Origin of the sequence: Peribacillus sp. NPDC096448 (genome assembly GCF_044762675.1) — a bacterium.
Taxonomy (GTDB): Bacteria; Bacillota; Bacilli; order Bacillales; family DSM-1321; genus Peribacillus; species Peribacillus frigoritolerans_B.
The window spans coordinates 194705-218113 of sequence record NZ_JBIWEU010000001.1; the positions used below are offsets into that span (position 1 = coordinate 194705).

Below are 23409 nucleotides of genomic sequence, written 5' to 3' on the forward strand. Positions count from 1 at the left end.
TACGAAAGGGAGATACCATAATGTTTGGAATTGGAGCTAGAGATATAGGGATTGATTTAGGAACGGCGAATACGCTTGTCTATGTGAAGGGAAAAGGCATCGCAGTACGTGAACCATCGGTTGTAGCTGTGCAAACAGATACAAAGCAAATCGTTGCAGTCGGAAACGATGCGAAAAACATGATCGGCCGTACACCTGGTAACGTGGTTGCCCTACGCCCGATGAAGGATGGAGTAATTGCCGATTATGAAACGACGGCTACCATGATGAAGTACTATATGAAGGAAGCTCAAAAGAAGGGCGTATTCGGCAACAAGCCATATGTCATGATTTGTGTGCCTTCTGGAATTACGGCAGTTGAGCAGCGTGCAGTCATCGATGCAGCTAGACAAGCTGGGGCCCGTGACGCATATCCTATCGAAGAACCGTTTGCAGCAGCGATCGGTGCGGACCTTCCTGTTTGGGAGCCTACAGGAAGCATGGTCGTTGATATCGGCGGAGGAACGACGGAAGTGGCCATCATTTCACTTGGCGGAATCGTTACAAGCCAATCGATCCGTATTGCCGGTGACGAAATGGATGATGCCATTATCGTTTACATCCGTAAGAACTACAATTTGATGATCGGTGAGCGTACTGCTGAAGCGATCAAAATGGAAATTGGTTCTGCTGGAGACACGGAAGGCGTAGAAAACATGGAAATTCGCGGCCGTGACCTATTGACTGGATTACCGAAAACGATTGAAATTACAGCTGAGGAAATATCCAAAGCATTAAGCGACACCGTTTCTGCAATTGTGGATTCCGTGAAAAACACTTTAGAGAAAACACCACCTGAATTAGCCGCTGACATCATGGACAGAGGCATTGTACTGACAGGCGGGGGTGCTTTGCTGCGCAATTTGGATAAAGTCATCAGTGAAGAAACGCAAATGCCGGTGATCATCGCTGAAAATCCGCTGGATTGTGTTGCGATCGGAACGGGAAAAGCGCTGGACCACATTCATTTATTCAAGACCAAATCAAGAGATTCGCGATAAGCATTACTTCTCAAATAGGGCCGGCTCAACAAAAGGTGCAATTTTGAGCCGGTTTTTCTTATGTTTTGCTGTTTAATTAAATCCATAGAGTAAATTTTTAGATAGAGGTGTAAACACCATGCCACAGTTTTTTAATAAAAAGCTCCTTCTCTTGCTCGTTAGTATTATCGTTCTCGTGGCATTGATCGGTTTTTCATTAAGGGAGAGAGAAGAGTTGACCTGGCCGGAGCAATTCCTGAAAGATACGACAGGCTGGGTCGGAAATGTGTTTAATAAGCCAGTATCGGGTATAACAGGTTTTGTAGGGGGCTTAAAAGACCTTCAACATACATACGATGAAAACAAAAAATTGAAAGCCCGCTTGGATGAATATGTATTATTGAAAACCCAAGTCCAAGATTTAAAGGAAGAAAATGAAGAACTTCGCGATAACCTCAAAAAAGAAGATGACCTGCGGAAGTATTCGCCCACTCAGGCGACGGTCATTGGGCGTAATCCCGACCGCTGGCATGAAATGCTGACGATCAATAAAGGGAAGCGTAATGGGGTAGAAAAAAACATGGCTGTCATAACGTCCAATGGGTTAGTCGGTAAGGTGAAATCAGCGACGGATTTCACGGCCTCGGTTCAACTTTTAAGTTCGATCGACAAAGCCAACCGTGTCTCGGCCATCGTTCAAGGTGATGATAAAGCATATGGCTTGATTGAAGGGTTTGATGATAAGAAGAACCTTTTGCTGATGAAACGGATTCCATATGATAAAAAGATCAAGAAAAATTCATTGGTCATCACATCCGGTTATGGAGGAATCTTTCCTAAAGGTCTGCTGATCGGGAAAGTTGTCGATGTCAAAGTGGATCAATATGGATTGAACCAGACTGCATATATTGAACCTTCGACGGATTTTTATGATATTAATAATGTCATGGTCGTTCAGCGCGAAGTGGACGGTGTACCGAAAGAAAGTGAAGGGGAGGATGAAGCTGAGTGAGATATTTCATCCTTTCTTTTATAGCCTTGGTTTTTTTTGTTTTTGAAAGCATCTTCGCCCAGATGTTCGCTGGAGATGCATTCGGGACCGACAAAATCCTCGTGCCCCATTTCATGATGATATTCGTTTTTTTCCTGACCATGTACGGGTCCAGGAAAATGGGTATGCTTTATGGGGCGATTCTTGGGTTGACTTATGATGTCGTATATACGGAAATCCTTGGAATTTACATGTTCCTGCTGCCTTTTCTTGCCTATCTGATATCGAAAAGCATGAAGATCCTGCAAAATAATATTTTGGTTGCCTGCCTTACTGCCCTTTTATCCACGGCAGTTTTAGAGGTTGTCATCTTTCAGATGAATATCATCCTGTCATTTGCAGATATGGGATTTGGTGAATTTGCGGAACGGAGATTGATCCCGACCTTATTATTGAATCTCGCATTCATTATTATCAGCTGCTATCCTTTAAAGAGAATGATTGAAATGCTTGATTTGCAAGGAGAAACGGAATAACGTCCCTGTATCTTAAGAAGCAGGTGGGAAATGTATTTTCTCTTTTCCGTGTACGTAGAAAAAGGAAATTTGTTTTCCTGTGTCGAATTATATTTCATTGAGGTGAAACAAACGTCATGAATAAAAGAATTCAGCAAAATGTCATGATTAAGGGAACAAAAGACGGGTTTATGCTTCATCTCGATGATTCTTGCTCATTTTCCGAATTATTGAAAGAGTTAGAAGTGAAGCTTTCGGCAAACTATCAGTTTCAAGAAAATGACCCGTCCATTTCCGTAAAAGTACATACAGGGAACCGCTATCTTGATGAACAACAAGAAGAAAAGATTAAAGAGGTCATCCATAAAAAGAAGAAGCTTTTCGTAGATGAGATGATTTCGAATGTCCTGACGAAGGATGAAGCGAAACGATGGAAAGATGAAAACCAAGTGACGACCGTGACCAAGGTGATAAGGTCGGGACAGGTTTTTGAAGTTCCAGGTGACTTGCTTTTAATTGGGGATGTCAATCCCGACGGAACGGTTCGTGCGGGTGGCAACATATATATCATGGGACAGCTAAAGGGAATAGCCCATGCCGGATATAAAGGGAATAATGAAGCCATCATAGCTGCCTCTGTCATGAAACCTGCCCAGCTGCGCATTGCCGGACAAGTGAATTTATCTCCTGACCAATATACAAAATGGGGACATGACTTGGAATGTGCCTTCATGGATGAAGAAGAAAATATCATTATAGAAAAACTGCAAGTTTTAAAGAAATATAGACCTAATTTAAATAGATTAGAAGGGGGTCTCTAATCGTGGGAGAGGCAATAGTTATAACATCCGGTAAGGGTGGTGTCGGGAAAACGACCACCTCCGCCAATTTAGGAACATCTTTAGCTCTTCTAGGCAAAAAGGTTTGCTTGATTGATACGGATATTGGTCTTCGGAATTTGGATGTGATCATGGGATTGGAGAATCGCATCATCTATGATTTGGTCGATGTGGTCGAAGGGCGCTGTAAAATACACCAGGCGCTCATTAAAGATAAACATTTCGAGGATTTACTTTATCTGCTTCCAGCTCCGCAAAATAGTGATAAAACAGTAGTGAATGAAGAGCAGATGAGGAAACTCATAAGCGATATGAAGCCTGACTATGATTATGTCATCATTGATTGCCCTGCAGGCATTGAACAGGGCTTCAGGAATGCCATAGCTGGGGCAGACAAGGCGATCATCGTTACGACTGCAGAGAGACCGGCTGTAAGGGATGCTGACCGTATTATTGGCCTGCTTGAAAAAGAAGAGCATATTGAACCGCCTCAATTGATCATCAACCGGATACGCGGCCATTTGCTTCATGAGGATGAAGAAATGGATATCGATGGAGTTACCGATTTTCTTAAGATTGATTTGATCGGAGTCATTCCTGATGATGACCAGGTCATTGTGGCAGCGAATAAAAAGGAACCCATTGCCTATAATCCGGACAATAGAGTCTCGCTTGCCTATCGGAACATTGCCAGAAGGATCCTTGGTGAATCTGTGCCCTTGACTCCAATTGGCAGCGAACCAAAGGGCTTCATGTCCAAATTGAAAAAATTCTTTAGCGTGCGGTAAATCTATATACCATATCAAGAAGCGGGGAGCATTCGATGCCTCGCTTTTTTTATGCTGTGCGATGTAAATAAAAAAGGCAAGCCGTATGCCGGCTTGCCTGTTCTATAATGCTAAAATGCAGCGGGTTATCCGCGTCTTCCGCCTCTGCCGCCGCGTTTTGATTCAGTGCTGCGTTTAAGAGTCGATAAATTTTCTTCACTAGTCTTTAAAAAGCGAACCATTTTATCTTCGAAATTTTCCTTTGGTTGGAAATTACCTTTTGAACGAAAATCTTTAGAACGGCTATCCCCTTGGCGTGGTGGGCGTTTGGTATAAGAAGAGGTTTGCCCTTCGGGTCTATCTATAGCCTTTTTGATGGACAAGGCAGTTTTTCCGTCTTTCTCACTAATCACTTTTACTTCAATTTGGTCGCCTACTTTAAGATGGTCATTTACGTCTTTTACATAGCTATCTGCTACCTCACTGATATGCACAAGACCTGTTGAGCCTCCTGGTAATTCTACGAATGCTCCAAAATTAGTGATACCTGTTACTTTACCTTGTACTTTGCTGCCTATTTCGATTGACATAAAAAAATGTTCCCCCTCAATAATGTTAAAACCACTTTATTATAACAAATTCAGGGGAACAATATCAATCTCAATTATTCGAATTTCTGAATCGATACCCGAATTTCCTTGGAAATCCATAAGTTTCCGGATGATTTTCATTGGGAAAAATTTTTTCAGGATGTGCAGAAAGAAAATCTTTTCTCCGTCATAGTCTGGACAAGTTGCTCATACGTTGTAATATAGCGCTTTGACATGAGCAGGGGGGGAATCTGGAATGGATGATCGCAGGAAAGATATCCGAAATCGTATCGCCAAGAGACGCAAGTTTAATGATAAGCCGGCAGGAAGCAGCAGTTGGACGGAGATCAACAATGAGGAACCATATGGGATTGATTCATATAACGGGTATTCCGAGAAAGATCATCCGCTCTTCAAGAAAGAATATTTTTTCTTTAAAATCCTTGCCAGTGTATGCCTGTTCCTGATTGTCGCGGTGATGTTCAAACACCCTTCTGTGCGGCTGGAACCTGCCAGAAGTTTTGTCACGGAGAACATGAACAAGGAATTTCAGTTCGCTTCAATCTCCAACTGGTATGAAAGTGCGTTTGGTAAACCAATCGCTTTTTTACCGAATGATGCCGATACGGAAACTGTTGATTCGAATGAAGAATATGCAATGCCTGCCTCTGCAAAGATTACCCAAACCTTCGAGACGAACGGTGAGGGAATCATATTGGAAACGAGCAAAGGCTCAAAGGTCGAGGCGGTCAATGAAGGGGTAGTCATTTTTGCCGGTGAAAAGGAGGGGATCGGAAAGACTGTCGTCATTCAGCATGCCAATAAAAGCGAATCTTGGTATGGGCAGCTGGAAGGAATTGATGTGAAATTGTATGAGTTCGTTAAAAAGGGCAATGAAGTCGGACAGGTTACACTAAGTGAAGATGGATCCAAGGGCAGATTTTATTTAGCGATAAAAGAAAATGATGCTTTCGTCGATCCTAAAAAGGTGATTTCATTTGAGTGAATATGGGAAATTACTGTTTAAAATCAGGGTGCACCCGACATTGTGGTTTGTCATTGGAATCGCCATCCTCACTGCCCATTTCGTTGAAATGATGATGCTGCTGCTCATCGTCTTCATTCATGAAATGGGGCATGCTGTCTGTGCCCAGCACTTCAAATGGCGGATAAAGTCAATCCAGCTGCTTCCTTTTGGCGGGGCTGTCGAGACTGAGGAGTACGGAAATAAGAGTTTGAAGGAGGATTTGGCGGTGGTGCTTGCCGGTCCGCTTCAACATGTTTGGCTTATTGGTGCAGCTTTTTTGCTCTATTTCTTTACTATTATCCCCTATGAGCTGTATCAGCCCTTTTTGTATATGAATCTTATGCTGCTGGTTTTTAATCTGCTGCCAATTTGGCCCTTGGACGGAGGACGGCTGTTATTCATCGGTGTATCCCTATACTGCACCTTTTTGGAAGCGCAGAAACATACACTTCACTTTTCTGCAGTATTCGCTGTCCTGGCTTTTTTGACCTGGATCATTCTGGATCCGCTCAATTTGAACATCTGGCTCATCACCTTTTTCATATGTCTCTCACTCGTCATGGAATGGCGGCAGAGGTATTATGCGTTCATCCGCTTTCTTTTACAGCGCCATTACGGGCATACGAATGATTTGGCGAAACTTAAGCCGATATCGGTGGATTCACAAGAACCGATTTATAAAGTGCTAGAACTGTTTCAACGCGGTTGTAAACACCCCGTCATCATCATGAAAAACGGGAAAGAGAGCGGCTCGTTGGATGAAACGGAAATTCTTCACGCCTATTTTTCAGAGAAAATGACAAACGGGAAAATCGGCGACCTATTATATTCTTATTAAATATGTTATCCTTTCTTCAAATTGAGGAGAGGATTTTTTTTGATGAAAAAAATGATCGCGAACCTAGCTTCACGCGAAAAAAGAGTGGCCGTACTTGAGAATGGTGTTTTACGTAAACTTGAAATCATGCCGCCTCAAAAGCGCAGTACGGTCGGTAATATTTATCTTGGGAAAGTGACGAAGGTGTTACCGGGAATGGATGCCGTCTTCATTGATTATGGTGCAGAGAAGAATGGTTTTTTACACCGTGACGAGATTCCCTCTTTCCAGCTTACAAAAAAAAGTGATGGGAAAGCATCCATCAGTCAATTTGTCCGTCAGGGAGAAAAGCTGCTTGTGCAGGTGACTCGGGATGAAACGGGCACAAAAGGGGCTAAATTGACTGGGTTGATCGAGTTTTCAACAGATTCCCTCGTATACATACATGGAATAGATTATGTTGGTGTTTCAAAGAAATTCAAAAACGATGATCTTCAGAAGCAGTGGCGGGAAACGGCTTTGCAACATAAAAATCCTGATGAGGGATTGATTGTCCGCACTTCGATGGAGAACGAAAGTGAATCGGTATTCCTTGACAGGTTAACTGGATTGCGGGAGCTTCATAAAGGGCTTGAAGTCAAGGCTTCGTCCCTCAAGGCCCCGTCCCTTCTCTATGAGAGGGACGCATACCTTGACATGATCATTTCCGAAATGTCGGGAACGGCGACCGGGGAACTTGCCATCGATGATTTCGAAGCTTATCGGGAGTTGAAAAAGTGGATACAGGAAAACCGTAAGGAGTGGGAAATATCCCATATACCTGGTCCGAAGAATATTTTTTCCGAATGGAATGTGGAAGCGCAAGTTGAGAAAATGGCCAAGAAAATCGTTTGGCTTGAGAATGGCGGATATTTAATTTTTGAAGAAACGGAAGCTTTCACCGTAATCGATGTCAATTCAGGTAAGTTCACCGGCAAGGTGGCGAAGGAAGCAACCTTGTTTGCGGTTAATCAGGCTGCGGCGAAAGAGGTAGCCCGTCAACTGAGATTGAGGAATATCAGCGGAATCATCTTGATAGATTTCATCAATATGGATAGCTCACGGCATGAGCAGGAAATCATTGAAATCGTTAAAAAGGAAGCGGTGAGGGATGAGAAGCGGATCCAGGTCATCGGCTTTACGGAACTGGGCATTTTACAAATGACGAGAAAGCGAACCTCCCCATCTTTAAGTGAAATGACGACGGTGCCTTGCCCTGTGTGCAGTGGAAGCGGTAAAATCGAGAGCCCGGAAACGGTGGCCTTCCGGTTGGAACGTGAACTGCTGGAACACAGGAAGACGGATGATGAAGCGGTCTGGGTGGAGGTCAGTAAAGCGGTGGCGGAAGTACTGCTTGGTGAAAAGGAAACATATCGGCCGACATTGGAGGAATTGATCGCTAAAAAGATATTCCTGTCTTTAATCCCAGGTTCGACGAATGCCTATTCAATCAAGCGATTCGGAAGCATTCAGGAAATCGGGCGGGCTTTTCAGTGAAGAGAGGGAATTCTTATAAATATATTGACAGCCTTTCCTGTTTCATGTTAGGATTTTAATGTTATGTTTGTAGCACCCGTGCTACAACCGCTCAACATCAGGTCCTAAGCTTTTGCCTTTCCGGTAAAACGCCTGTGATTGGCGAGTCTGAGACATTTAAGGAGGTGCAAGTATGTACGCAATTATCGAAACTGGCGGTAAACAAATTAAAGTAGCAGCTGGCGAAGCGGTTTACATTGAAAAATTAAACGCAGAAGCAGGCGAAACTGTTACATTTGACAAAGTTTTATTCGTAGGTGGCGAAGACGTGAAGGTCGGTGCTCCACTAGTTGAAGGCGCTACTGTAACAGGTACTGTCGAAAAACAAGGTAAGCAAAAGAAAATCACTGTTTTCAAATACAAAGCGAAGAAAAACAATCGTAAAAAACAAGGTCATCGTCAACCATACACTAAAGTTGTTATCGAAGCAATCAACGCGTAAGGGCTGATTCTAGATGATCAAAGTTGTATTTGATGCTCCGCAGGAACGGATTACTTCGTTCACCTTAAGCGGACATGCTAATTTTGCTAAAAAAGGTTCTGATATCGTTTGTGCAGGTGTATCGGCTGTTTCCTTCGGGGCAGTCAATGCAATCTTGTCCTTAACGGACGTAGAGCCTGAGATTGAGCAAGGGAGAGAAGGCGGCTATCTTCGCTGCGTCATTCCGGGGAATCTTTCGCCGGAATCGGAAGAGAAGGTTCAGCTGCTTTTGAACGGAATGCTCATATCGCTGCAAACCATCGAACGTGATTATGGTAAATACATGAAAATTATCCTCAACCAATAGGAGGTGGAACAAATGTTAAGATTAGATCTTCAGTTCTTCGCTTCGAAAAAAGGAGTAGGTTCTACAAAGAACGGACGTGACTCAATCTCCAAGCGTCTTGGCGCTAAACGTGCAGATGGTCAATTCGTATCTGGTGGTTCTATCCTTTACCGTCAACGCGGAACAAAAATCTATCCTGGTGAGAACGTAGGCCGTGGTGGAGACGATACTCTATACGCTAAAGTAGACGGTGTTGTTAAATTCGAACGTTTCGGACGTGACCGTAAAAAAGTAAGCGTATATCCAGTTGCACAAGAAGCATAATTGGCATCTTTGAACAGAGGCTGACTCAAAAGGGTCTGATTCCTTCTACAAGACACTATATACCGCGTCATTTTTAATAATGGTATGCTATATAGTGATGAAGGGGTCCGGCCCTTTATTTATACTATAGAACGAACCAGCATTTTGCAGGAGACTTTAGTCATTAGTATAGGGAAAACAACCTCTGACTTACAAAAGGCTCGCCAATAGGCGGGCTTTCTTATACTTTCAGGGGGGAAATCCAAGATTACTCATCCATCCGATTTGGTTAAACCAAATAGACACTCCAATTCAACTATAATATCTCCAATTGGTGCATAAATAAGGCCCATTCTCTTTTTTAGTTCAAATGGCTCTACCATCGTCCAAAGAACTCAGGGTGTGCGGCTGTATTTTTTGGACGGGGGCTTTCATGTGAAGGCATGTGAATCGAGCTTCATTTCCTGTTTGTTGTTTTTTTGATATACTGTACAAATGGAAGTATTCAACATGATAGAGCTGAAAAAAGTTTCTTTATCATAATTGAAGGTGTTAATAATGGATAAAAATTGGACGACTATTGAAACTCTGCGTCAAACCAGGCATGACTGGCTGAATAAAATTCAAATCATCAAAGGGAATCTGGAGTTGAACAGAATTGATCGTGTCAAGGGCATCATTGATGAAATCATTGTTGAAACCCAGAATGAAGCACGACTCTCCAGTTTGAATTTACCTAAGTTCACCGAGATGTTGTTGACGTCGAATTGGAATAATGGATCATTTTATTGCGAATATGAAATCATTGATGTTTTTGAAGGCTCAACCGAGATGGACGGGCTGATGTATCGCTGGACTAACGATTTCTTCAAAATTCTGGATAAAAACCTGGATCCGTTTTTTGAAAATATACTGGCTGTTTCTATGTGTAAAAAAGAAGTGAGCGATATGCACTGTACATTTCATATGCAAGGCAGGTTCATTGATCAATCCCCAGTGATCGAGTTTTTGGAAAGTTCATTAACGGCTGAGCAATCAATTGAAATTCTTGAATGTAATGAGGATGAAATATTTTTTAAGATGGATATTAACTTTTAGAGAAGTATACAGCAAGAATTGACTTGCAGAAAACAAGGAAGTGATAGCATGTTTGTCGATCAAACGAAAGTCTATGTAAAAGGCGGAGACGGTGGTAACGGGATAGTTGCTTATCGTCGTGAGAAATTCATACCTAAAGGCGGGCCTGCTGGCGGAGATGGCGGTAATGGGGCCAATGTCGTGTTTGAAGTGGAAGAGGGCTTGCGTACATTAATGGATTTCCGTTATCAACGTCACTTTAAGGCACCTCGCGGAGAGCATGGCATGTCCAAAAACATGCATGGTGCTGCTGCAAAGGATATGGTCATCAAGGTTCCACCTGGCACCGTTGTCATTGATGATAAAACAAAGGAAGTCATTGCTGATTTAGTTGAGCACGGGCAACGCGCCATTATCGCCAAAGGTGGCCGCGGAGGCCGGGGAAATTCCCGTTTTGCCACGCCTGCCAATCCTGCACCTGAAATCGCGGAGAATGGCGAACCAGGCCAAGAACGCGATATCATCATGGAATTGAAACTGTTGGCTGATGTCGGTTTGGTTGGTTTCCCAAGTGTAGGGAAATCCACTTTGCTATCCGTCGTATCCGCAGCAAGACCTAAAATTGCCGAATATCATTTTACGACGATCGTACCGAACCTCGGAATGGTGGAAACGGAAGATCACCGAAGCTTCGTCATGGCCGATTTACCTGGTCTGATCGAAGGTGCTTCAGAAGGAGTGGGACTTGGACATCAATTCCTGCGCCATATTGAAAGAACGAGGGTAATCATTCATGTAATCGATATGTCTGGTCTCGAAGGCCGGGACCCTTATGAAGACTACCAAACAATCAATAAAGAATTGGAAGAGTATAACCTGCGCTTGACTGAACGTCCGCAAATCATTGTTGCAAGTAAAATGGATATGCCGGACTCAGCAGATAACTTAGCTGCATTCAAAGAAAAGCTGGAAGAAGACTATCCGGTCTTCCCGATTTCTGCCGTGACGCGTGAAGGGATCCGTGAGCTTCTTTATGCAATTGCTGATAAAATCGAAGAAACGCCTGAGTTCCCTCTTGATCATGAAGAAGAGAATACTGGAATCCATCGGGTTCTATATAAACATACATCACAGTCTGATGAATTTAACATTGAACGCGAATCCGATGGCAGCTTTGCCGTATCAGGATTCAAGATCGAGCGTCTATTCAAGATGACTGACTTCACCCGTGAAGAGTCCGTACGTCGTTTCGCGAGACAGCTTCGTTCATTCGGAGTCGACGAAGGCCTTCGCCAAAAAGGTGCGACAAATGGCGATATCGTCCGTATCCTTGAATATGAATTTGAATTTGTTGATTGATTGTAAACCATGATGGCAGGCATAAGGAGGCGTGCGGAGTTTGAATAAGGCCGATCAGAAATTTTTCCTCGTTCGAGAGGATGTCCTTCCCGAAGCGATGAAAAAAACACTGGAAGCAAAAGAAATGATTGAACGGGGAAAAGCAGAATCAGTTTGGGAAGCGGTACAGCGAGTGGACCTAAGCAGGAGTGCTTTTTACAAATACCGTGACACGGTTTTTCCGTTTCATACAGTTGTTAAGGAAAAGCTGATTACACTGTTCTTCTATCTCGAAGATCGTTCTGGTACTCTATCGGAGCTCTTACGGCTCGTCGCCTCATCCGGTTGCAACATCATGACCATCCACCAAACGATTCCTTTACAGGGACGTGCAAATGTCACCCTATCCCTGAATACGGGTGGGATGACGATGGATATTGATGATTTGCTTACTAAACTGCGTAAAATGGAGTTCGTCGAAAAAGTCGAAATCATTGGTAACGGCGCATGAAAACAGCCTGTACATTTCACATGTACAGGCTGTCAGTCTATAGACAAAAGGTTTCGAATTGGTCTAATTGATCCTGAGAGTGGCTGCAATGTGAAAGGTGAACAAACAAAACAGTTTGCCTGTTCGTTTCTTCCGGCGCAGACCGTAATGGATTGGTGTTGGGGACGAGTGGCACCGCGAAATAATCCGGAAGCTATCATTAAGATACGATAGAAAATCTGTTCAAACAGAGGTCACTTTGCCGAACGTTGAGAAGTGAGGCACTTATCATGGAAACCGTAACCTAAAGACCAACTGGTCCTAGTAATCATTTCAAGTTGATCTCGCTGAATAGACAAAGTTGATTGGAACGTAAGGTACGAGACTCCTGCGGGAAAAGTGCGTCCAAGGGAGCCCGCGGAATGCGAGTGCCTGGAGCGGAAATCAACGGTCAAAGTTTAAAAACCTAAAACAGCCTGAAGACAAACTCATTTACTATCGGGTTTGTCTTCAGGCTGTTTTCATTTGTAAGAGGAAATTACCGATTAACTATTGTAAAAAATCAGAAAATGGCATAACATAAACAATAGATTTTCCGTGAAAAGGAGTTTATAATATGACATCAAAAATTGCATTTCTTGGACCAAAAGCAACGTTCACGGATTTAGCTGTATCGCGACTATTTCCTAATGATATAAAAATACCGATGAACACGATTCCGGATTGCCTCGATGCCGTTCGGGACGGGGAAGTGAATCACGCGCTCGTGCCGATCGAGAATGCTTTGGAGGGTTCGGTAAATATAACGATGGATTACTTAGTCCATGAAGTCACATTGCCGATGAAAGGCGAAGTGACGATTCCAATCCAACAGCATTATATGGTGCATCCGGATCATGCATATCCTGGTTTCAAACCTGACATGGTTTATTCGCATTCCCATGCCATCGCTCAATGCCGCAAATTTCTACATAATGAGCTAAGGGGCATTCCGTATGAGTATGTCACATCCACAGCAGCCGCTGCGAAGATGGTGATGGAGAATCCCGATATCAATATTGCTGCAATTGCAAATGATATGGCTGCAGAGGTGTACGGTTTGACGATTGCAAAACATAATATTCACGATTACGAGCATAATCATACCAAGTTTATCGTCGTATCCAACAGTGAAGTCGACTATGAAGGGCATTTGACCGTTGAAGGGGATAAGAAAACGACCTTGATGATTCAGCTGCCTGCCGACCACTCAGGGCAGCTGCACCAAGTGCTTTCCGCGTTTTCCTGGAGGAAACTTAACCTTTCCAAGATTGAATCAAGACCCATGAAAACAGGATTAGGCAATTACTTTTTCATCATCGACATAGAAATGTCCCTTGACGATGTCCTCATCCCAGGAGCAATCTCTGAGCTCGAGGCCTTAGGATGTACGGTTTCGATCATGGGAAGCTATTCATGCTTTAAAGTACAAACTGGTGTACCGCAACGATAATCATTTGAGAAATTTTATCAAAAATGATAAGGTACAACATCGGCTGAGTTTTATCCAATGAATACGAAGGTGCCCCGGAAGTTTTTCCGGGGCATTTTTTTTTGTGAGTTTTCGTTAAGGTTTGTATTTCCATTAAGTACAAGTTCCTAAAATGGTTGGCTGTCATTTTATGAAATATAGAAATAGGCAGAATGATTTTGGACTGATTCAGTGGATGCATCTTTTTAATCAAAAATGCAGAGAGAGGGTGGTGGTCAGCAGAGATGGATAGTCAATTCAAAGAAACTTTCGGTTCTTGGACTCAAGCGATAGGAACCGTCATTTCAGCTGTTGCTGGTACACCATCCAATGTCTTGGACGAAGAATTTCGTAAGAACTTGGATTTGATTGGAAATGAACTTCAAGCAACAGGAAATGCCTTATTGGCGGACGCGGAAGAAACCTGGTCTCTGGATAAATTCGGCAATATAATACAGGCGATCGGGAATTCGACTGTTATCTTAGGCTTAGTCATTGATTTTGATGAAATAACGAAACAGGAATTAATCATCAAAGGCAATCTGATTCAAGCGTTGGGCGGTGGAACCGCTTTGGCGGGGGCATACGAAAATCCGGATGAACCGGAGCAGGCCTTCAATGCTACGGGGAATTTGTTGCAGGCGATTGGGAATTCGATGCAAGCGATAGGTGGAATTGCCGAACTTAAAAATAGCATTCTAGAAAAAGACCAAGAAAAGGATCAAGAACAAGAAGAACAAGATAAGGAGCAGGAACTGCAAAAATATCAATATCCTTATTTGGAAGAGAAGCAATCTGATGCTGAGCTAATCCAAGTGATGGGAGGCTGGGTACAGGCGGTCGGTTCCGTCATTAGTCTTATTGGGCAGTTGAGAAGTAACGAAGATGAAGACTCCGGGGATGGCAGCTCGAATGAAAGCAATTCCAATGATGAGTCAGCATGAGGGCCAATAAAAAAATCCTCAAAAGAGTTGGCTTTTGAGGATTTTTCGTTCATTCAATCGACTAAAATGCCGGCATCCCTCAAAGCACACTCCGCTTCGTCGAGCAGTTCTTCGGATGATGCGCTCAGTGTATGGAGATGAATGCCGCTCGTTAGTTCCGATAAAAACGATGCATTCGTTGCCGTCACCCTTGAAAGGAATTGCTGGACCTCTTTACGGCTGCTGACCATGATGGAAGCGGTCAGGTCACCGTATACGGGGTGCTCGATTTTGACATCTTTCACCGTGATGCCGATATCCACTAGTAAATATAGTTCTTCTTGGGTCCGGGAAGGATCGTGTTGGCAAGCAATGATCCTTTCCGGCTTTTGCGTGCTCCCCGTTTGTAAGTAAAGATAGCCTTGGCTTGTGGCAATGATAGGTTCATTCCGCGCTTTCAGAAGGGTTATGTCACCAACGATAACCTGCCGGCTTACATTCGTTATCTGCGAAAGCTCGCTGCCTGTTACAGGCTCTGCGCTTGTTTGCAATAAATGTAAGAGTTTCGTCCGTCTTTCTTCCCCAAGTAATTTCTTTCTTTCCATAAACATTCACCTCTTTAATTACAAACATTCTAACATAGATTGGAGGGTTTTATCGAATGGCAACTATTCCTTCGATGCAGTCCGCCAACTTGTGGATGTCGTCGGCCGTCGTGTTTTTGCCAAAGGAAAAGCGGACGAATTGATGGGCTTCATCTTCGCTTTTTCCAATGGCCATCATCGTTTTTGAAGGATCTTGTTTGCCGATTTGACAGGCGCTTCCCGTCGAAACGGCGAATCCTTTCTGGTTTAATTCCAGCATGATGTACTGTCCTTGCAATCCAGCGAAGGTCAGAGCCAGAATGTGAGGCAATTGCTCGCTTTTTGCTTCGATGATTTGAAAATTGATTTTCCTTTCCGTCAGCCGTTGAATCAATTGCATCCTAAGTGCGGAAATCCGTTTTCGTTCATCTTCCATGATATCGCCCAATTTCTTAGCAGCGGTTACGAAGGAAGCTATTCCAGGGACGTCCACTGTTCCTGGTCGGAAACCATATTCATGAGTGATATTGGGTACAGAAGCCTTCAACTGATGGATGGCCGGGAAAATGACGGCCCCAGTCCCTTTTGGACCATAAACTTTATGACTGGAAACGGATAGTCCATCACATGAGGCGGCTATCTTGCCAAGCGGTAATTTAGCAAATGATTGAACACAATCCACATGAAAAAAAGCCTGTTTTTTTCGAACGATTTCACTTATTTGCTCAATCGGTTGAATGACCCCGATTTCCGAATTCACATGTTGCACAATGACTAAGCATGTTTTCTCCGACATGCTTTCCTGCAGATGTTCAATATCAACACGGCCATCTTCCAAATGCCGTAAATAGGTAACCTCGAAGCCATCTTGTTCAAGCTTCGCCACGCAATTGGCAAGAGATGCATGTTCAGTTTTGCTTACAATCAAGTGGTTCTGCCAGGATGGTTTCGAAGCGATGAATGTATCTATCGCAAGCATGTTGCTTTCTGATCCGCCGCTCGTAAAGATGATTCCTTCCTTTTTTATGTTCAGCATTTCTGCGAGTTGCTGCCGTGACATATCCAATAAACGTGCCGCTTCAGAGCCAATATCATGCAAACTGCTCGCATTCCCGAAAAACTTCCGGGATGCTTGACTGAATACGTCGAGAGCCTCCTCATCAATCGGGGTTGTAGCGGCGTAATCCAAATAAATCAAGAAATCACTTCCATCCTTTAATCTTAAAAAACTCTTGATAATAGTTTAATAATATGTAAATATAGTTGTCAAGACACCTGTCATAAACAGGAGGAATGAAATAATGGTAAAAGCGGAAATCATCGTGATAGGCAGCGGGATTGCTGCCTTGAAAACGGCATTGGAAGCAAGTGAACATAAGCATGTGATACTCATCACAAAATCAAATATCCGTCATGGTAATTCATATTTAGCTCAGGGCGGGATTGCTGCTGCAATATCTGATCGTGACAGAGTATCTCTACATAAAAAAGATACGCTGACGGCTGGTCAGAGATATAACAAAGTGAAGGCAGTGGAAAAACTCGTCGAAGAGGCACCTTCGGTTATAGCTGAACTTATAGAATCGGGTATGCGATTTGACCATGATCATGACGGAACTCTATTGCTTGGCATGGAGGGCGCCCACAGTGAACGAAGAATCCTCCATAGTCACGGGGATGCTACCGGAAAGTACATCATGGAACATCTTATAGGGTGCTTGAAAAAATCATCGATTACTGTGATGGAGAATGTTACTGCAGTGGAGTTGATCATCGGGAAAGATGATTCTTGCATAGGTGTCAAAACACTTGATAAGGCAGGGGAACTCGTAACCTATCATGCTGAACAGACGGTTTTGGCAACAGGCGGCTGTGGTTCCCTATACCATTTCACTTCAAATTCACAAACGGTTTCAGGTGATGGAATCGCACTTGCATTCAAGGCCGGTGCAAAAGTTCGTGACATGGAATTCATACAGTTCCATCCGACCCTGCTTTTTGTAAATGGCAAAGCTCAAGGTCTGGTATCAGAAGCGGTTCGCGGGGATGGTGCGAGATTAGTGACGGAAATGGGAAAGCCAATCATGGAGGATGTCCATAGCTTGAAGGATCTAGCTCCAAGGCATATTGTGGCACAGACGATTTTTTCTTATATACAGCGCGGTGAAAAGGTATTTTTGGACATTTCGATGATTAAGGATTTTAAAAATCGTTTTCCGACAGTGACCTCATTATGTGAAAAAAGCGGACTGGACCTTCAATTGGGGAAAATCCCGGTTGCTCCTGGAAACCATTTTCTAATGGGAGGGATTGAAGTGGATGAATCGGGGCAAACCTCAGTACCTTCTTTGTATGCAGTTGGTGAAGTGGCATGCACGGGTGTACATGGTGCAAACCGTTTGGCAAGCAACTCCCTTCTCGAAGGACTGGTTTTTGGAAATACGCTAGGACGTTTCCTTGCTAAATTGCCGGCAAGGTCAATACCGGAAGAAAAAGACCAGTCCAAGAGTTCCAGCCAAATTTCCTTTTTACCTGATTTCACGACATTGCAGGAAAAATTAATGAAAGAAGCGGGAATCGTTCGAAATGAAGCGGGTTTAACTCGACTGAAGGATTATCTTGAGACTTTTAATATCGAAAAATTGCTGCATATGGAAGTAACGACATTATCGAAACAAGAAATAACGAAAATCAATGCCATAATCGTGGCGTGGCTGATTGCCGAATCCGCATTGACCAGGACGGAAAGCAGGGGCGGTCATTTCCGCAGTGACTATCCAAGTGAAGATGACACCCAATGGCTTGAAAATTCGGTTATCCTTGCTTGCACGGATGTGAAAAACCGACAAGGGAGACGACTATATGAATATATTGAAGCTTAAGCAGATGCTGCAACAATTTTTAATGGAAGATATAGGTGAATGCGATGTAACCAGTGATACGATTTTTGATCAAGGTGAACAAGGAACTTTGACATTCATCGCAAAAGAAGGCGGGGTCTTTAGTGGAGGGGACGTCATCAAGACGGGATTTGCATTGTTGGATGAGCAAATCGAAGTTTTCGTTTTTGTTCAAGAAGGCGAAGTTTTTGAAGAAGGACAGCAGCTTGCAAAAATGACCGGTGATATGGCCTCTCTTTTAAAAGGGGAACGGGTTGTTTTGAATTTAGTGCAGCGTATGTCCGGCATTGCCACACAGGCTCATAAAGCTGCCATGATTTTAGCGGGGACGAAGACGAGAGCTTGTGATACGAGGAAAACTACACCAGGACTGCGGATGCTTGAAAAATATGCCGTCCGTTCCGGCGGGGCATACAATCACCGAAATGGTCTGTATGATGCAGTCATGATAAAGGACAACCATATTTCTTTCGCTGGGTCGATAACGAAAGCGGTTCAAACGGTAAAATCCAAACTGGGACATACCACTAAAGTGGAAGTGGAAACGGAATCACCACAACAGGTGCTTGAAGCAGTGGAAGCCGGTGCAGATATCATCATGTTCGATAACCGGAGCCCCGAAGAAATCAAGCAACTGATTAAATTGGTTCCCGACCACATCATAACTGAAGCTTCTGGAGGGATCCATTTAGACAATCTAGCCTCATATCGGGAAACAGGGGTGGATTATATTTCGTTGGGCAGCTTGACGCACAGTGTCAGGGCACTTGATATTAGCGCAAAGGTCAAAGAACGTGAGGGGATATTGAAATGAACATATTGGAGATGGCTAAAACAGCAGGAAATACATTGCCTGAAAAGTATAAAACGATGACAAAGGAAGAGATGGAGAATCGGGTCCATGACATCAAGAAACGCCTGGGGAACCGTCTTTATATCCCCGGCCATCATTATCAACGGGAGGAAGTCATTCAATTTTCGGATTCAACGGGGGATTCACTTCAATTGGCTCAGCTTTCCGCGCAAAATCGCGAAGCGGATTATATCGTGTTTTGCGGCGTGCATTTCATGGCTGAAACAGCAGATATTTTGACGGAAGAAGGGCAGACGGTTATCCTTCCTGACATGCGTGCAGGCTGCTCCATGGCGGATATGGCGGATATTGAACAAACGGAACGGGCGTGGTCAAAGCTTCAGGATTTATTTGGTGATACGATCCTTCCGCTAACTTATGTTAATTCCACTGCGGCCATCAAAGCTTTTGTAGGAAAAAATGGCGGGGCGACGGTGACTTCTTCCAATGCACAAGGGATGGTCTCGTGGGCCCTCTCGCAAAAAGAAAGAATCCTTTTTCTTCCAGATCAGCATCTTGGGAGGAACACAGCCTTTGACCTTGGAATCCCATTGAATGAAATGGCTGTTTGGGATCCGCATAAGGATGAATTGATCTATGAAGGGGAACTGGAAGATCTGAAGGTACTTCTTTGGAAAGGACATTGTTCAGTCCATGAAAATTTCACTACGGCGAATATTGAAACGCTTAGAGCGGAGCAGCCTGAAATGAATATCATCGTTCATCCCGAATGCCGCCGTGAGGTAGTCGCCCTGTCAGATTATGCGGGTTCGACATCGTACATCATAAATATGATCGAAAGAGCAGAACCAGGTAGTTCCTGGGCAATCGGCACGGAAATGAACCTTGTCAAGCGACTTATCGCCAATAATCCTGACAAGAACATCATCTCGCTAAATCCGAATATGTGTCCATGCCTTACAATGAACCGGATTGATCTGCCTCATCTGCTGTGGGCGCTTGAATCCATTGAAGAAGGTATAATCATCAATCCGATAAAAGTGGAGAAGAGCATTGCGGATAATGCCATCCTGGCTTTAAACAGAATGCTGGAACGCGTTTGAGTCAGTGCTTTCAAAAAAAGATTTTGGATCATAAGAAAAAAGGGGTAAGACACCCAGTTAGTCGACCTAATGGGGTTTGAAATGGTCTTATCCCGAATCCCTTTTCACGATTTATCACGGGGATTATTTCCTTGATTTTAAAAACCAGACGTAGTTATCCTTATGTATTTTTTCTGTTTTATATAGCTGAAATCAGCGGGAACGTTGTTTGTTGAGGGTTTTGGGAAGCTTGTCCCCCTTTCAGACTGAAGACAAATTCAAAGAAAAGTGATTTTACTTGCAGTCATGTCAAAGATTGCAGTTGATAGGAACGGAAGGTACGAGACTCCTGCGGGAAAACGTGTCCAAGGGAGACCCCACAGGCGCCGAGGGCGCCGAGGGCGGACCGCCTGCGGAAAGCGAGTGCCCTACGTTCCAATCAACGTTCAAATTTTACTGTTTTAAGAACCTTTATAGGCTATTCGCTTTAAATGTATTGCCTTCATTCATATCACCGGATTTAAATCCTTTATTGAACCACCGTTTTCTCTGTTCGGATGTACCGTGCGTGAAGCTGTCTGGAACCACGTAACCCTGTGCCTTTTTTTGGATACGGTCATCTCCCACACCACTTGCTGCATTCAAGGCTTCCTCAAGATCGCCTTCTTCAAGTAAATTCTCTCCTTGGGCATGATGCGCCCAAACTCCAGCCAAATAATCGGCCTGTAATTCAAGACGGACAGAATACCTATTATATTCCGTTTCGCCGACCTTTGATCGATCTGGCATTTCCTTTTCCGTTGTCCCTAAAAGTGTCTGAACATGATGTCCTACTTCGTGGGCAATGACATAAGCCATGGCGAAATCCCCGGGTGCCTGGAATTCTTGCTTCAACTCTTGATAAAAGCTGAGATCAATATATAGTTTCATGTCACCAGGACAATAAAATGGCCCTACCGAAGAAGCTGCCATCCCGCATGCCGATTCGACACTACCTGAATACAGGACAAGCTTAGGTTCCTTATATTCGAGTCCGTTTTTACGGAATTCTTCTGTCCAGACCTGCTCCGTTTCTGCAAGGACGACAGATACGAACTGCGCAAGTTCCTTTTCTTCATCAGTTTCGACATAAGAGCTGCCATTGTTCGATTCAGTAGGCTTCAAGCTGCCTAGCAAATCACTTGGATTACCGCCAAGGAGCGTCACGATCAAGACAATTGCCAATCCGACCCCTCCGCCGATTCCGGCCATGCTTTTTCCGGTCATGCCTCTTTTGTCCTCGACGTTCGAGCTGGCCTGTCTACCTTTCCATTTCATTATGAATTCCCCCCAGGAATGTAAGATAAGTACCTGAATAAAGCCTTAGGCATTTACTTTCTTATACCCGGATTTCCTTCAGTTTAGACAGAAGCTTGAAAGAAGCGTTTCAAACCATGATGGCTTCCTAACTAAAAAACCATTGCCTCCTTTTCTTGGAATGAATGCAATGGGGCCAATATCTAATAATGGAATTGAATTTCCTTTTTGAAGAAGTCATATCATTTATTTCTTCTCCAAAAAAGTAGCTTCCATGTCCCTAAATCATTGATCCAATCATAAAAGTCATTTTTCACGCATAAGTTTTCATGATAAAAATAATAGCATTTCACCCACTGCTTCATAGAATATATGGACATATGCACAGGAGGGGTTAACAGCGTGAAAATTCATATAGTCCAAAAAGGCGATACACTTTGGAAACTCGCCAAAAAATACGGCGTAAGTTTTGAAGAACTTAAAAAAGTTAACGCGCAATTGAGCAACCCGGACATGATGATGCCCGGAATGAAAATTAAAATACCAGGGACATCCGGAGCTGTAATAAAAGAAACGGGTAAACCAAACGTGAATATTCAGCAGGGAATGAAAGAATCCCAAATTCAACCATATCAGGCTCAGCCAGCACCTATGAAAGAGCAGCAAATTATGCAAAAACCGGCAGTAAAAGAACAGCCGAAATTTCAACAGCCTGTAAAAGAGCAACCGAAATTTCAACAGCCGGTAAAAGAACAGCCAAAATTTCAACAACCAGTAAAAGAACAGCCAAAATTTCAACAGCCTGTAAAAGAGCAGCCAATCGTTCAACAACCAAAAAAAGAGCAGCAGATCGTTCAGCCAAAGCCTATCATTAAAGAAAAGCAAAAAGTCGTTCCAAAAGAAATGCCGGTGCCGATGCCGGTAATTCCGGAAATCGATGTCAATAATTATTATATGGTCAACATGACCAATATGAGTGTGCAAAAGCCTCCTGCACCACCACCATTACCAAAGAAAAAAGAAGAGCCTGCAGTCACTAAAAAGAAGAAGAAAAAGCCAGCTGTACAGCCAGCTCAGGATGAGCCGGAGGATGATTGCATTCCAGTAACGCCAATCCTGCCTGGAAGCGGTTATTGCATTCAACCGCCACCGTGGGCGCATATGCACATGCAAGGCATGCAAGCCCCTTACCAAGGCGTTCAAGGGTATCAGGCAGCTCCGGAAATGCATGATTATCAAATGATGGAAGAGAGCTCTGATATTTGGGAAGAATCTCCTGACATGCAAATGATGGATCAAGGATTTGTCCAAGGGGCGAGCATGTATGCACCAAGCCAGCAATATTATCCATATCAAGCCTCCGCACCGGTTCCGCACCATTATTATGGAGGGATGAATCAACAACTTCAAGCAGGTTCATATATGCAACAAGATTATGAGTCACCAGGCGAATCGCCTTCATACAATCAAAACTTCCCTCAGCATTTTTCCCAGACTGCCGGTGAGGAAGAGGAAGAGGAAGATTGCGGTTGTAATAAGGGGCTACTTGGAACTTATGGGCCGGAAGTGAAGGGGCAGTATCAGGGCAACCAAGGGATGGATGCCAATGCACATTACCATCCGGATTATCACCAATATCAATCCGTTCAATCACAGCAACAGGTCCCAGGGATGTCACCTAAAGAGTCTCAGATGGGAATGGAGATGCAATATCAATTTGATGATGAGTCAGTAGAATCGCCTCAACAAGATGAAGGATTCATGATGATGGGCGGCCAAAACGGAGGTCAGCCAGGTATGATGATGGGCGGCCAAAACGGAGGTCAGCCAGGTATGATGATGGGCGGCCAAAACGGAGGCCAGCCGGGTATGATGATGGGCGGTCAAAACGGAGGCCAGCCAGGTATGATGATGGGCGGCCAAAACGGAGGCCAGCCAGGCATGATGATGGGCGGTCAAAACGGAGGCCAGCCAGGTATGATGATGGGCGGTCAAAACGGAGGCCAGCCAGGCATGATGATGGGCGGCCAAAACGGAGGCCAGCCAGGTGTGATGGGCGGCCAAAACGGTGGTCAACCGTGGATGATAGGCGGTCAAAACGGAGGCCAGCCAGGCATGATGATGGGCGGCCAAAACGGAGGCCAGCCAGGTGTGATGGGCGGCCAAAACGGTGGTCAACCGTGGA

The 23409-nt window shown here is 44.0% G+C and carries 24 protein-coding genes and 1 other annotated feature; of the genes, 20 read left to right on the forward strand and 4 right to left on the reverse strand.

Features of this window, described 5'->3' with window-relative positions; translation table 11 throughout:
* The first annotated feature begins 20 nt into the window (after positions 1 to 20).
* The 5 genes from ACIQ0C_RS00945 (at position 21) to minD (ending at position 4152) form a co-directional block, all read left to right on the forward strand.
* Entirely contained in the window at positions 21 to 1040 is a 1020-nt protein-coding gene (locus ACIQ0C_RS00945; protein WP_034308871.1) for a rod shape-determining protein, read from the forward strand.
* A 118-nt stretch (positions 1041 to 1158) separates the two neighbouring features.
* Positions 1159 to 2031: a rod shape-determining protein MreC gene (mreC, locus tag ACIQ0C_RS00950; RefSeq protein WP_034308869.1), complete on the forward strand. Its 873-nt coding sequence runs from the start codon at positions 1159 to 1161 to the stop codon at positions 2029 to 2031.
* Entirely contained in the window at positions 2028 to 2546 is a 519-nt protein-coding gene (mreD, locus tag ACIQ0C_RS00955) for a rod shape-determining protein MreD (RefSeq protein ID WP_403056066.1), read from the forward strand. Before mreC ends, mreD begins: the two co-directional genes overlap by 4 nt.
* Before the next feature lie 116 nt (positions 2547 to 2662).
* Positions 2663 to 3346, forward strand: a complete 684-nt coding sequence (minC, locus tag ACIQ0C_RS00960) for a septum site-determining protein MinC (RefSeq protein ID WP_063232834.1) — start codon at positions 2663 to 2665, stop codon at positions 3344 to 3346.
* Positions 3347 to 3348: 2 nt separating this feature from the next.
* On the forward strand, positions 3349 to 4152 hold the full coding sequence (gene minD / locus ACIQ0C_RS00965; protein WP_403056069.1) for a septum site-determining protein MinD: 804 nt from the start codon (positions 3349 to 3351) through the stop codon (positions 4150 to 4152).
* 125 nt (positions 4153 to 4277) lie between these two features.
* Here the strand turns inward: minD and ACIQ0C_RS00970 are convergent, their stop codons facing one another.
* Positions 4278 to 4721 carry a S1 domain-containing RNA-binding protein gene (locus ACIQ0C_RS00970; RefSeq protein ID WP_034308861.1) on the reverse strand — a complete coding sequence of 148 codons (444 nt, stop codon included), beginning with the start codon at positions 4719 to 4721 and terminating at the stop codon, positions 4278 to 4280.
* Positions 4722 to 4977: 256 nt separating this feature from the next.
* On the opposite strand from ACIQ0C_RS00970, the gene ACIQ0C_RS00975 reads away from it, so the two are divergent.
* The 11 genes from ACIQ0C_RS00975 (at position 4978) to ACIQ0C_RS01025 (ending at position 14569) form a co-directional block, all read left to right on the forward strand.
* Positions 4978 to 5727: a peptidoglycan DD-metalloendopeptidase family protein gene (locus ACIQ0C_RS00975; protein ID WP_403056072.1), complete on the forward strand. Its 750-nt coding sequence runs from the start codon at positions 4978 to 4980 to the stop codon at positions 5725 to 5727.
* On the forward strand, positions 5720 to 6586 hold the full coding sequence (locus tag ACIQ0C_RS00980; protein ID WP_402835212.1) for a M50 family metallopeptidase: 867 nt from the start codon (positions 5720 to 5722) through the stop codon (positions 6584 to 6586). The genes ACIQ0C_RS00975 and ACIQ0C_RS00980 overlap by 8 nt, the downstream gene beginning before the upstream one ends.
* Positions 6587 to 6628: 42 nt before the next feature.
* A complete protein-coding gene (locus ACIQ0C_RS00985) occupies positions 6629 to 8101 on the forward strand; it encodes an Rne/Rng family ribonuclease (RefSeq protein ID WP_403057082.1) in 1473 nt (490 codons plus the stop codon).
* 75 nt (positions 8102 to 8176) lie between these two features.
* Positions 8177 to 8260 (forward strand) — a sequence feature (ribosomal protein L21 leader region).
* 13 nt (positions 8261 to 8273) lie between these two features.
* Positions 8274 to 8582: a 50S ribosomal protein L21 gene (gene rplU, locus ACIQ0C_RS00990; RefSeq protein WP_034308849.1), complete on the forward strand. Its 309-nt coding sequence runs from the start codon at positions 8274 to 8276 to the stop codon at positions 8580 to 8582.
* A gap of 13 nt (positions 8583 to 8595) precedes the next feature.
* Positions 8596 to 8928, forward strand: coding sequence for a ribosomal-processing cysteine protease Prp (locus ACIQ0C_RS00995; RefSeq protein ID WP_403056075.1), 333 nt, complete (start codon positions 8596 to 8598; stop codon positions 8926 to 8928).
* 12 nt (positions 8929 to 8940) lie between these two features.
* Positions 8941 to 9231, forward strand: a complete 291-nt coding sequence (rpmA, locus tag ACIQ0C_RS01000) for a 50S ribosomal protein L27 (protein WP_048688955.1) — start codon at positions 8941 to 8943, stop codon at positions 9229 to 9231.
* A gap of 537 nt (positions 9232 to 9768) precedes the next feature.
* On the forward strand, positions 9769 to 10308 hold the full coding sequence (locus tag ACIQ0C_RS01005) for a Spo0B domain-containing protein (RefSeq protein WP_054400099.1): 540 nt from the start codon (positions 9769 to 9771) through the stop codon (positions 10306 to 10308).
* A gap of 48 nt (positions 10309 to 10356) precedes the next feature.
* The gene (gene obgE, locus ACIQ0C_RS01010) at positions 10357 to 11646 is read left to right on the forward strand and encodes a GTPase ObgE (RefSeq protein WP_402835209.1); all 1290 of its coding nucleotides are present in this window, start codon (positions 10357 to 10359) and stop codon (positions 11644 to 11646) included.
* Positions 11647 to 11686: 40 nt separating this feature from the next.
* Complete coding sequence (locus ACIQ0C_RS01015) at positions 11687 to 12136, forward strand: ACT domain-containing protein (RefSeq protein ID WP_402835208.1); 450 nt, start codon at positions 11687 to 11689, stop codon at positions 12134 to 12136.
* A 595-nt stretch (positions 12137 to 12731) separates the two neighbouring features.
* Entirely contained in the window at positions 12732 to 13607 is an 876-nt protein-coding gene (gene pheA / locus ACIQ0C_RS01020) for a prephenate dehydratase (protein WP_402835207.1), read from the forward strand.
* A gap of 263 nt (positions 13608 to 13870) precedes the next feature.
* Positions 13871 to 14569, forward strand: coding sequence for a DUF6944 family repetitive protein (locus ACIQ0C_RS01025; protein ID WP_403056079.1), 699 nt, complete (start codon positions 13871 to 13873; stop codon positions 14567 to 14569).
* A gap of 53 nt (positions 14570 to 14622) precedes the next feature.
* Here the strand turns inward: ACIQ0C_RS01025 and ACIQ0C_RS01030 are convergent, their stop codons facing one another.
* Together ACIQ0C_RS01030 and ACIQ0C_RS01035 are read right to left on the reverse strand one after the other, a co-directional pair.
* A complete protein-coding gene (locus tag ACIQ0C_RS01030) occupies positions 14623 to 15153 on the reverse strand; it encodes a transcription repressor NadR (protein WP_101222780.1) in 531 nt (176 codons plus the stop codon).
* Positions 15154 to 15202: 49 nt separating this feature from the next.
* The gene (locus ACIQ0C_RS01035) at positions 15203 to 16330 is read right to left on the reverse strand and encodes an IscS subfamily cysteine desulfurase (RefSeq protein ID WP_403056082.1); all 1128 of its coding nucleotides are present in this window, start codon (positions 16328 to 16330) and stop codon (positions 15203 to 15205) included.
* A 103-nt stretch (positions 16331 to 16433) separates the two neighbouring features.
* Between ACIQ0C_RS01035 and nadB the strand changes: the two genes are divergently transcribed.
* From nadB to nadA, 3 genes are read left to right on the forward strand one after another with little or no spacing between them, the layout of a single operon-like run.
* Positions 16434 to 18014, forward strand: coding sequence for an L-aspartate oxidase (nadB, locus tag ACIQ0C_RS01040; RefSeq protein ID WP_403056085.1), 1581 nt, complete (start codon positions 16434 to 16436; stop codon positions 18012 to 18014).
* Complete coding sequence (gene nadC / locus ACIQ0C_RS01045; protein WP_403056088.1) at positions 17995 to 18846, forward strand: carboxylating nicotinate-nucleotide diphosphorylase; 852 nt, start codon at positions 17995 to 17997, stop codon at positions 18844 to 18846. The genes nadB and nadC overlap by 20 nt, the downstream gene beginning before the upstream one ends.
* On the forward strand, positions 18843 to 19949 hold the full coding sequence (gene nadA / locus ACIQ0C_RS01050; RefSeq protein ID WP_403056091.1) for a quinolinate synthase NadA: 1107 nt from the start codon (positions 18843 to 18845) through the stop codon (positions 19947 to 19949). Before nadC ends, nadA begins: the two co-directional genes overlap by 4 nt.
* Before the next feature lie 450 nt (positions 19950 to 20399).
* On the opposite strand, the gene ypfJ is transcribed toward nadA, so the two are convergent.
* The gene (ypfJ, locus tag ACIQ0C_RS01055) at positions 20400 to 21245 is read right to left on the reverse strand and encodes a KPN_02809 family neutral zinc metallopeptidase (protein ID WP_403056094.1); all 846 of its coding nucleotides are present in this window, start codon (positions 21243 to 21245) and stop codon (positions 20400 to 20402) included.
* 381 nt (positions 21246 to 21626) lie between these two features.
* Here ypfJ and safA point away from each other — a divergent pair.
* Positions 21627 to 23409: SafA/ExsA family spore coat assembly protein (safA, locus tag ACIQ0C_RS01060; protein WP_403056097.1), on the forward strand; the 1783-nt coding region annotated here is incomplete at its 3' end.

Excerpts from the sequence above, each read along its gene's own strand:
- ACIQ0C_RS00945 (WP_034308871.1), top strand. The coding sequence starts at position 21 with ATGTTTGGAATTGGAGCTAGAGATATAGGGATTGATTTAGGAACGGCG.
- mreC (WP_034308869.1), top strand. The coding sequence starts at position 1,159 with ATGCCACAGTTTTTTAATAAAAAGCTCCTTCTCTTGCTCGTTAGTATT.
- minC (WP_063232834.1), top strand. The coding sequence starts at position 2,663 with ATGAATAAAAGAATTCAGCAAAATGTCATGATTAAGGGAACAAAAGAC.
- ACIQ0C_RS00970 (WP_034308861.1), bottom strand. The coding sequence starts at position 4,721 with ATGTCAATCGAAATAGGCAGCAAAGTACAAGGTAAAGTAACAGGTATC.
- ACIQ0C_RS00975 (WP_403056072.1), top strand. The coding sequence starts at position 4,978 with ATGGATGATCGCAGGAAAGATATCCGAAATCGTATCGCCAAGAGACGC.
- ACIQ0C_RS00985 (WP_403057082.1), top strand. The coding sequence starts at position 6,629 with ATGAAAAAAATGATCGCGAACCTAGCTTCACGCGAAAAAAGAGTGGCC.
- rplU (WP_034308849.1), top strand. The coding sequence starts at position 8,274 with ATGTACGCAATTATCGAAACTGGCGGTAAACAAATTAAAGTAGCAGCT.
- ACIQ0C_RS00995 (WP_403056075.1), top strand. The coding sequence starts at position 8,596 with ATGATCAAAGTTGTATTTGATGCTCCGCAGGAACGGATTACTTCGTTC.
- rpmA (WP_048688955.1), top strand. The coding sequence starts at position 8,941 with ATGTTAAGATTAGATCTTCAGTTCTTCGCTTCGAAAAAAGGAGTAGGT.
- ACIQ0C_RS01005 (WP_054400099.1), top strand. The coding sequence starts at position 9,769 with ATGGATAAAAATTGGACGACTATTGAAACTCTGCGTCAAACCAGGCAT.
- obgE (WP_402835209.1), top strand. The coding sequence starts at position 10,357 with ATGTTTGTCGATCAAACGAAAGTCTATGTAAAAGGCGGAGACGGTGGT.
- pheA (WP_402835207.1), top strand. The coding sequence starts at position 12,732 with ATGACATCAAAAATTGCATTTCTTGGACCAAAAGCAACGTTCACGGAT.
- ACIQ0C_RS01025 (WP_403056079.1), top strand. The coding sequence starts at position 13,871 with ATGGATAGTCAATTCAAAGAAACTTTCGGTTCTTGGACTCAAGCGATA.
- ACIQ0C_RS01030 (WP_101222780.1), bottom strand. The coding sequence starts at position 15,153 with ATGGAAAGAAAGAAATTACTTGGGGAAGAAAGACGGACGAAACTCTTA.
- nadB (WP_403056085.1), top strand. The coding sequence starts at position 16,434 with ATGGTAAAAGCGGAAATCATCGTGATAGGCAGCGGGATTGCTGCCTTG.
- nadC (WP_403056088.1), top strand. The coding sequence starts at position 17,995 with ATGAATATATTGAAGCTTAAGCAGATGCTGCAACAATTTTTAATGGAA.
- nadA (WP_403056091.1), top strand. The coding sequence starts at position 18,843 with ATGAACATATTGGAGATGGCTAAAACAGCAGGAAATACATTGCCTGAA.
- ypfJ (WP_403056094.1), bottom strand. The coding sequence starts at position 21,245 with ATGAAATGGAAAGGTAGACAGGCCAGCTCGAACGTCGAGGACAAAAGA.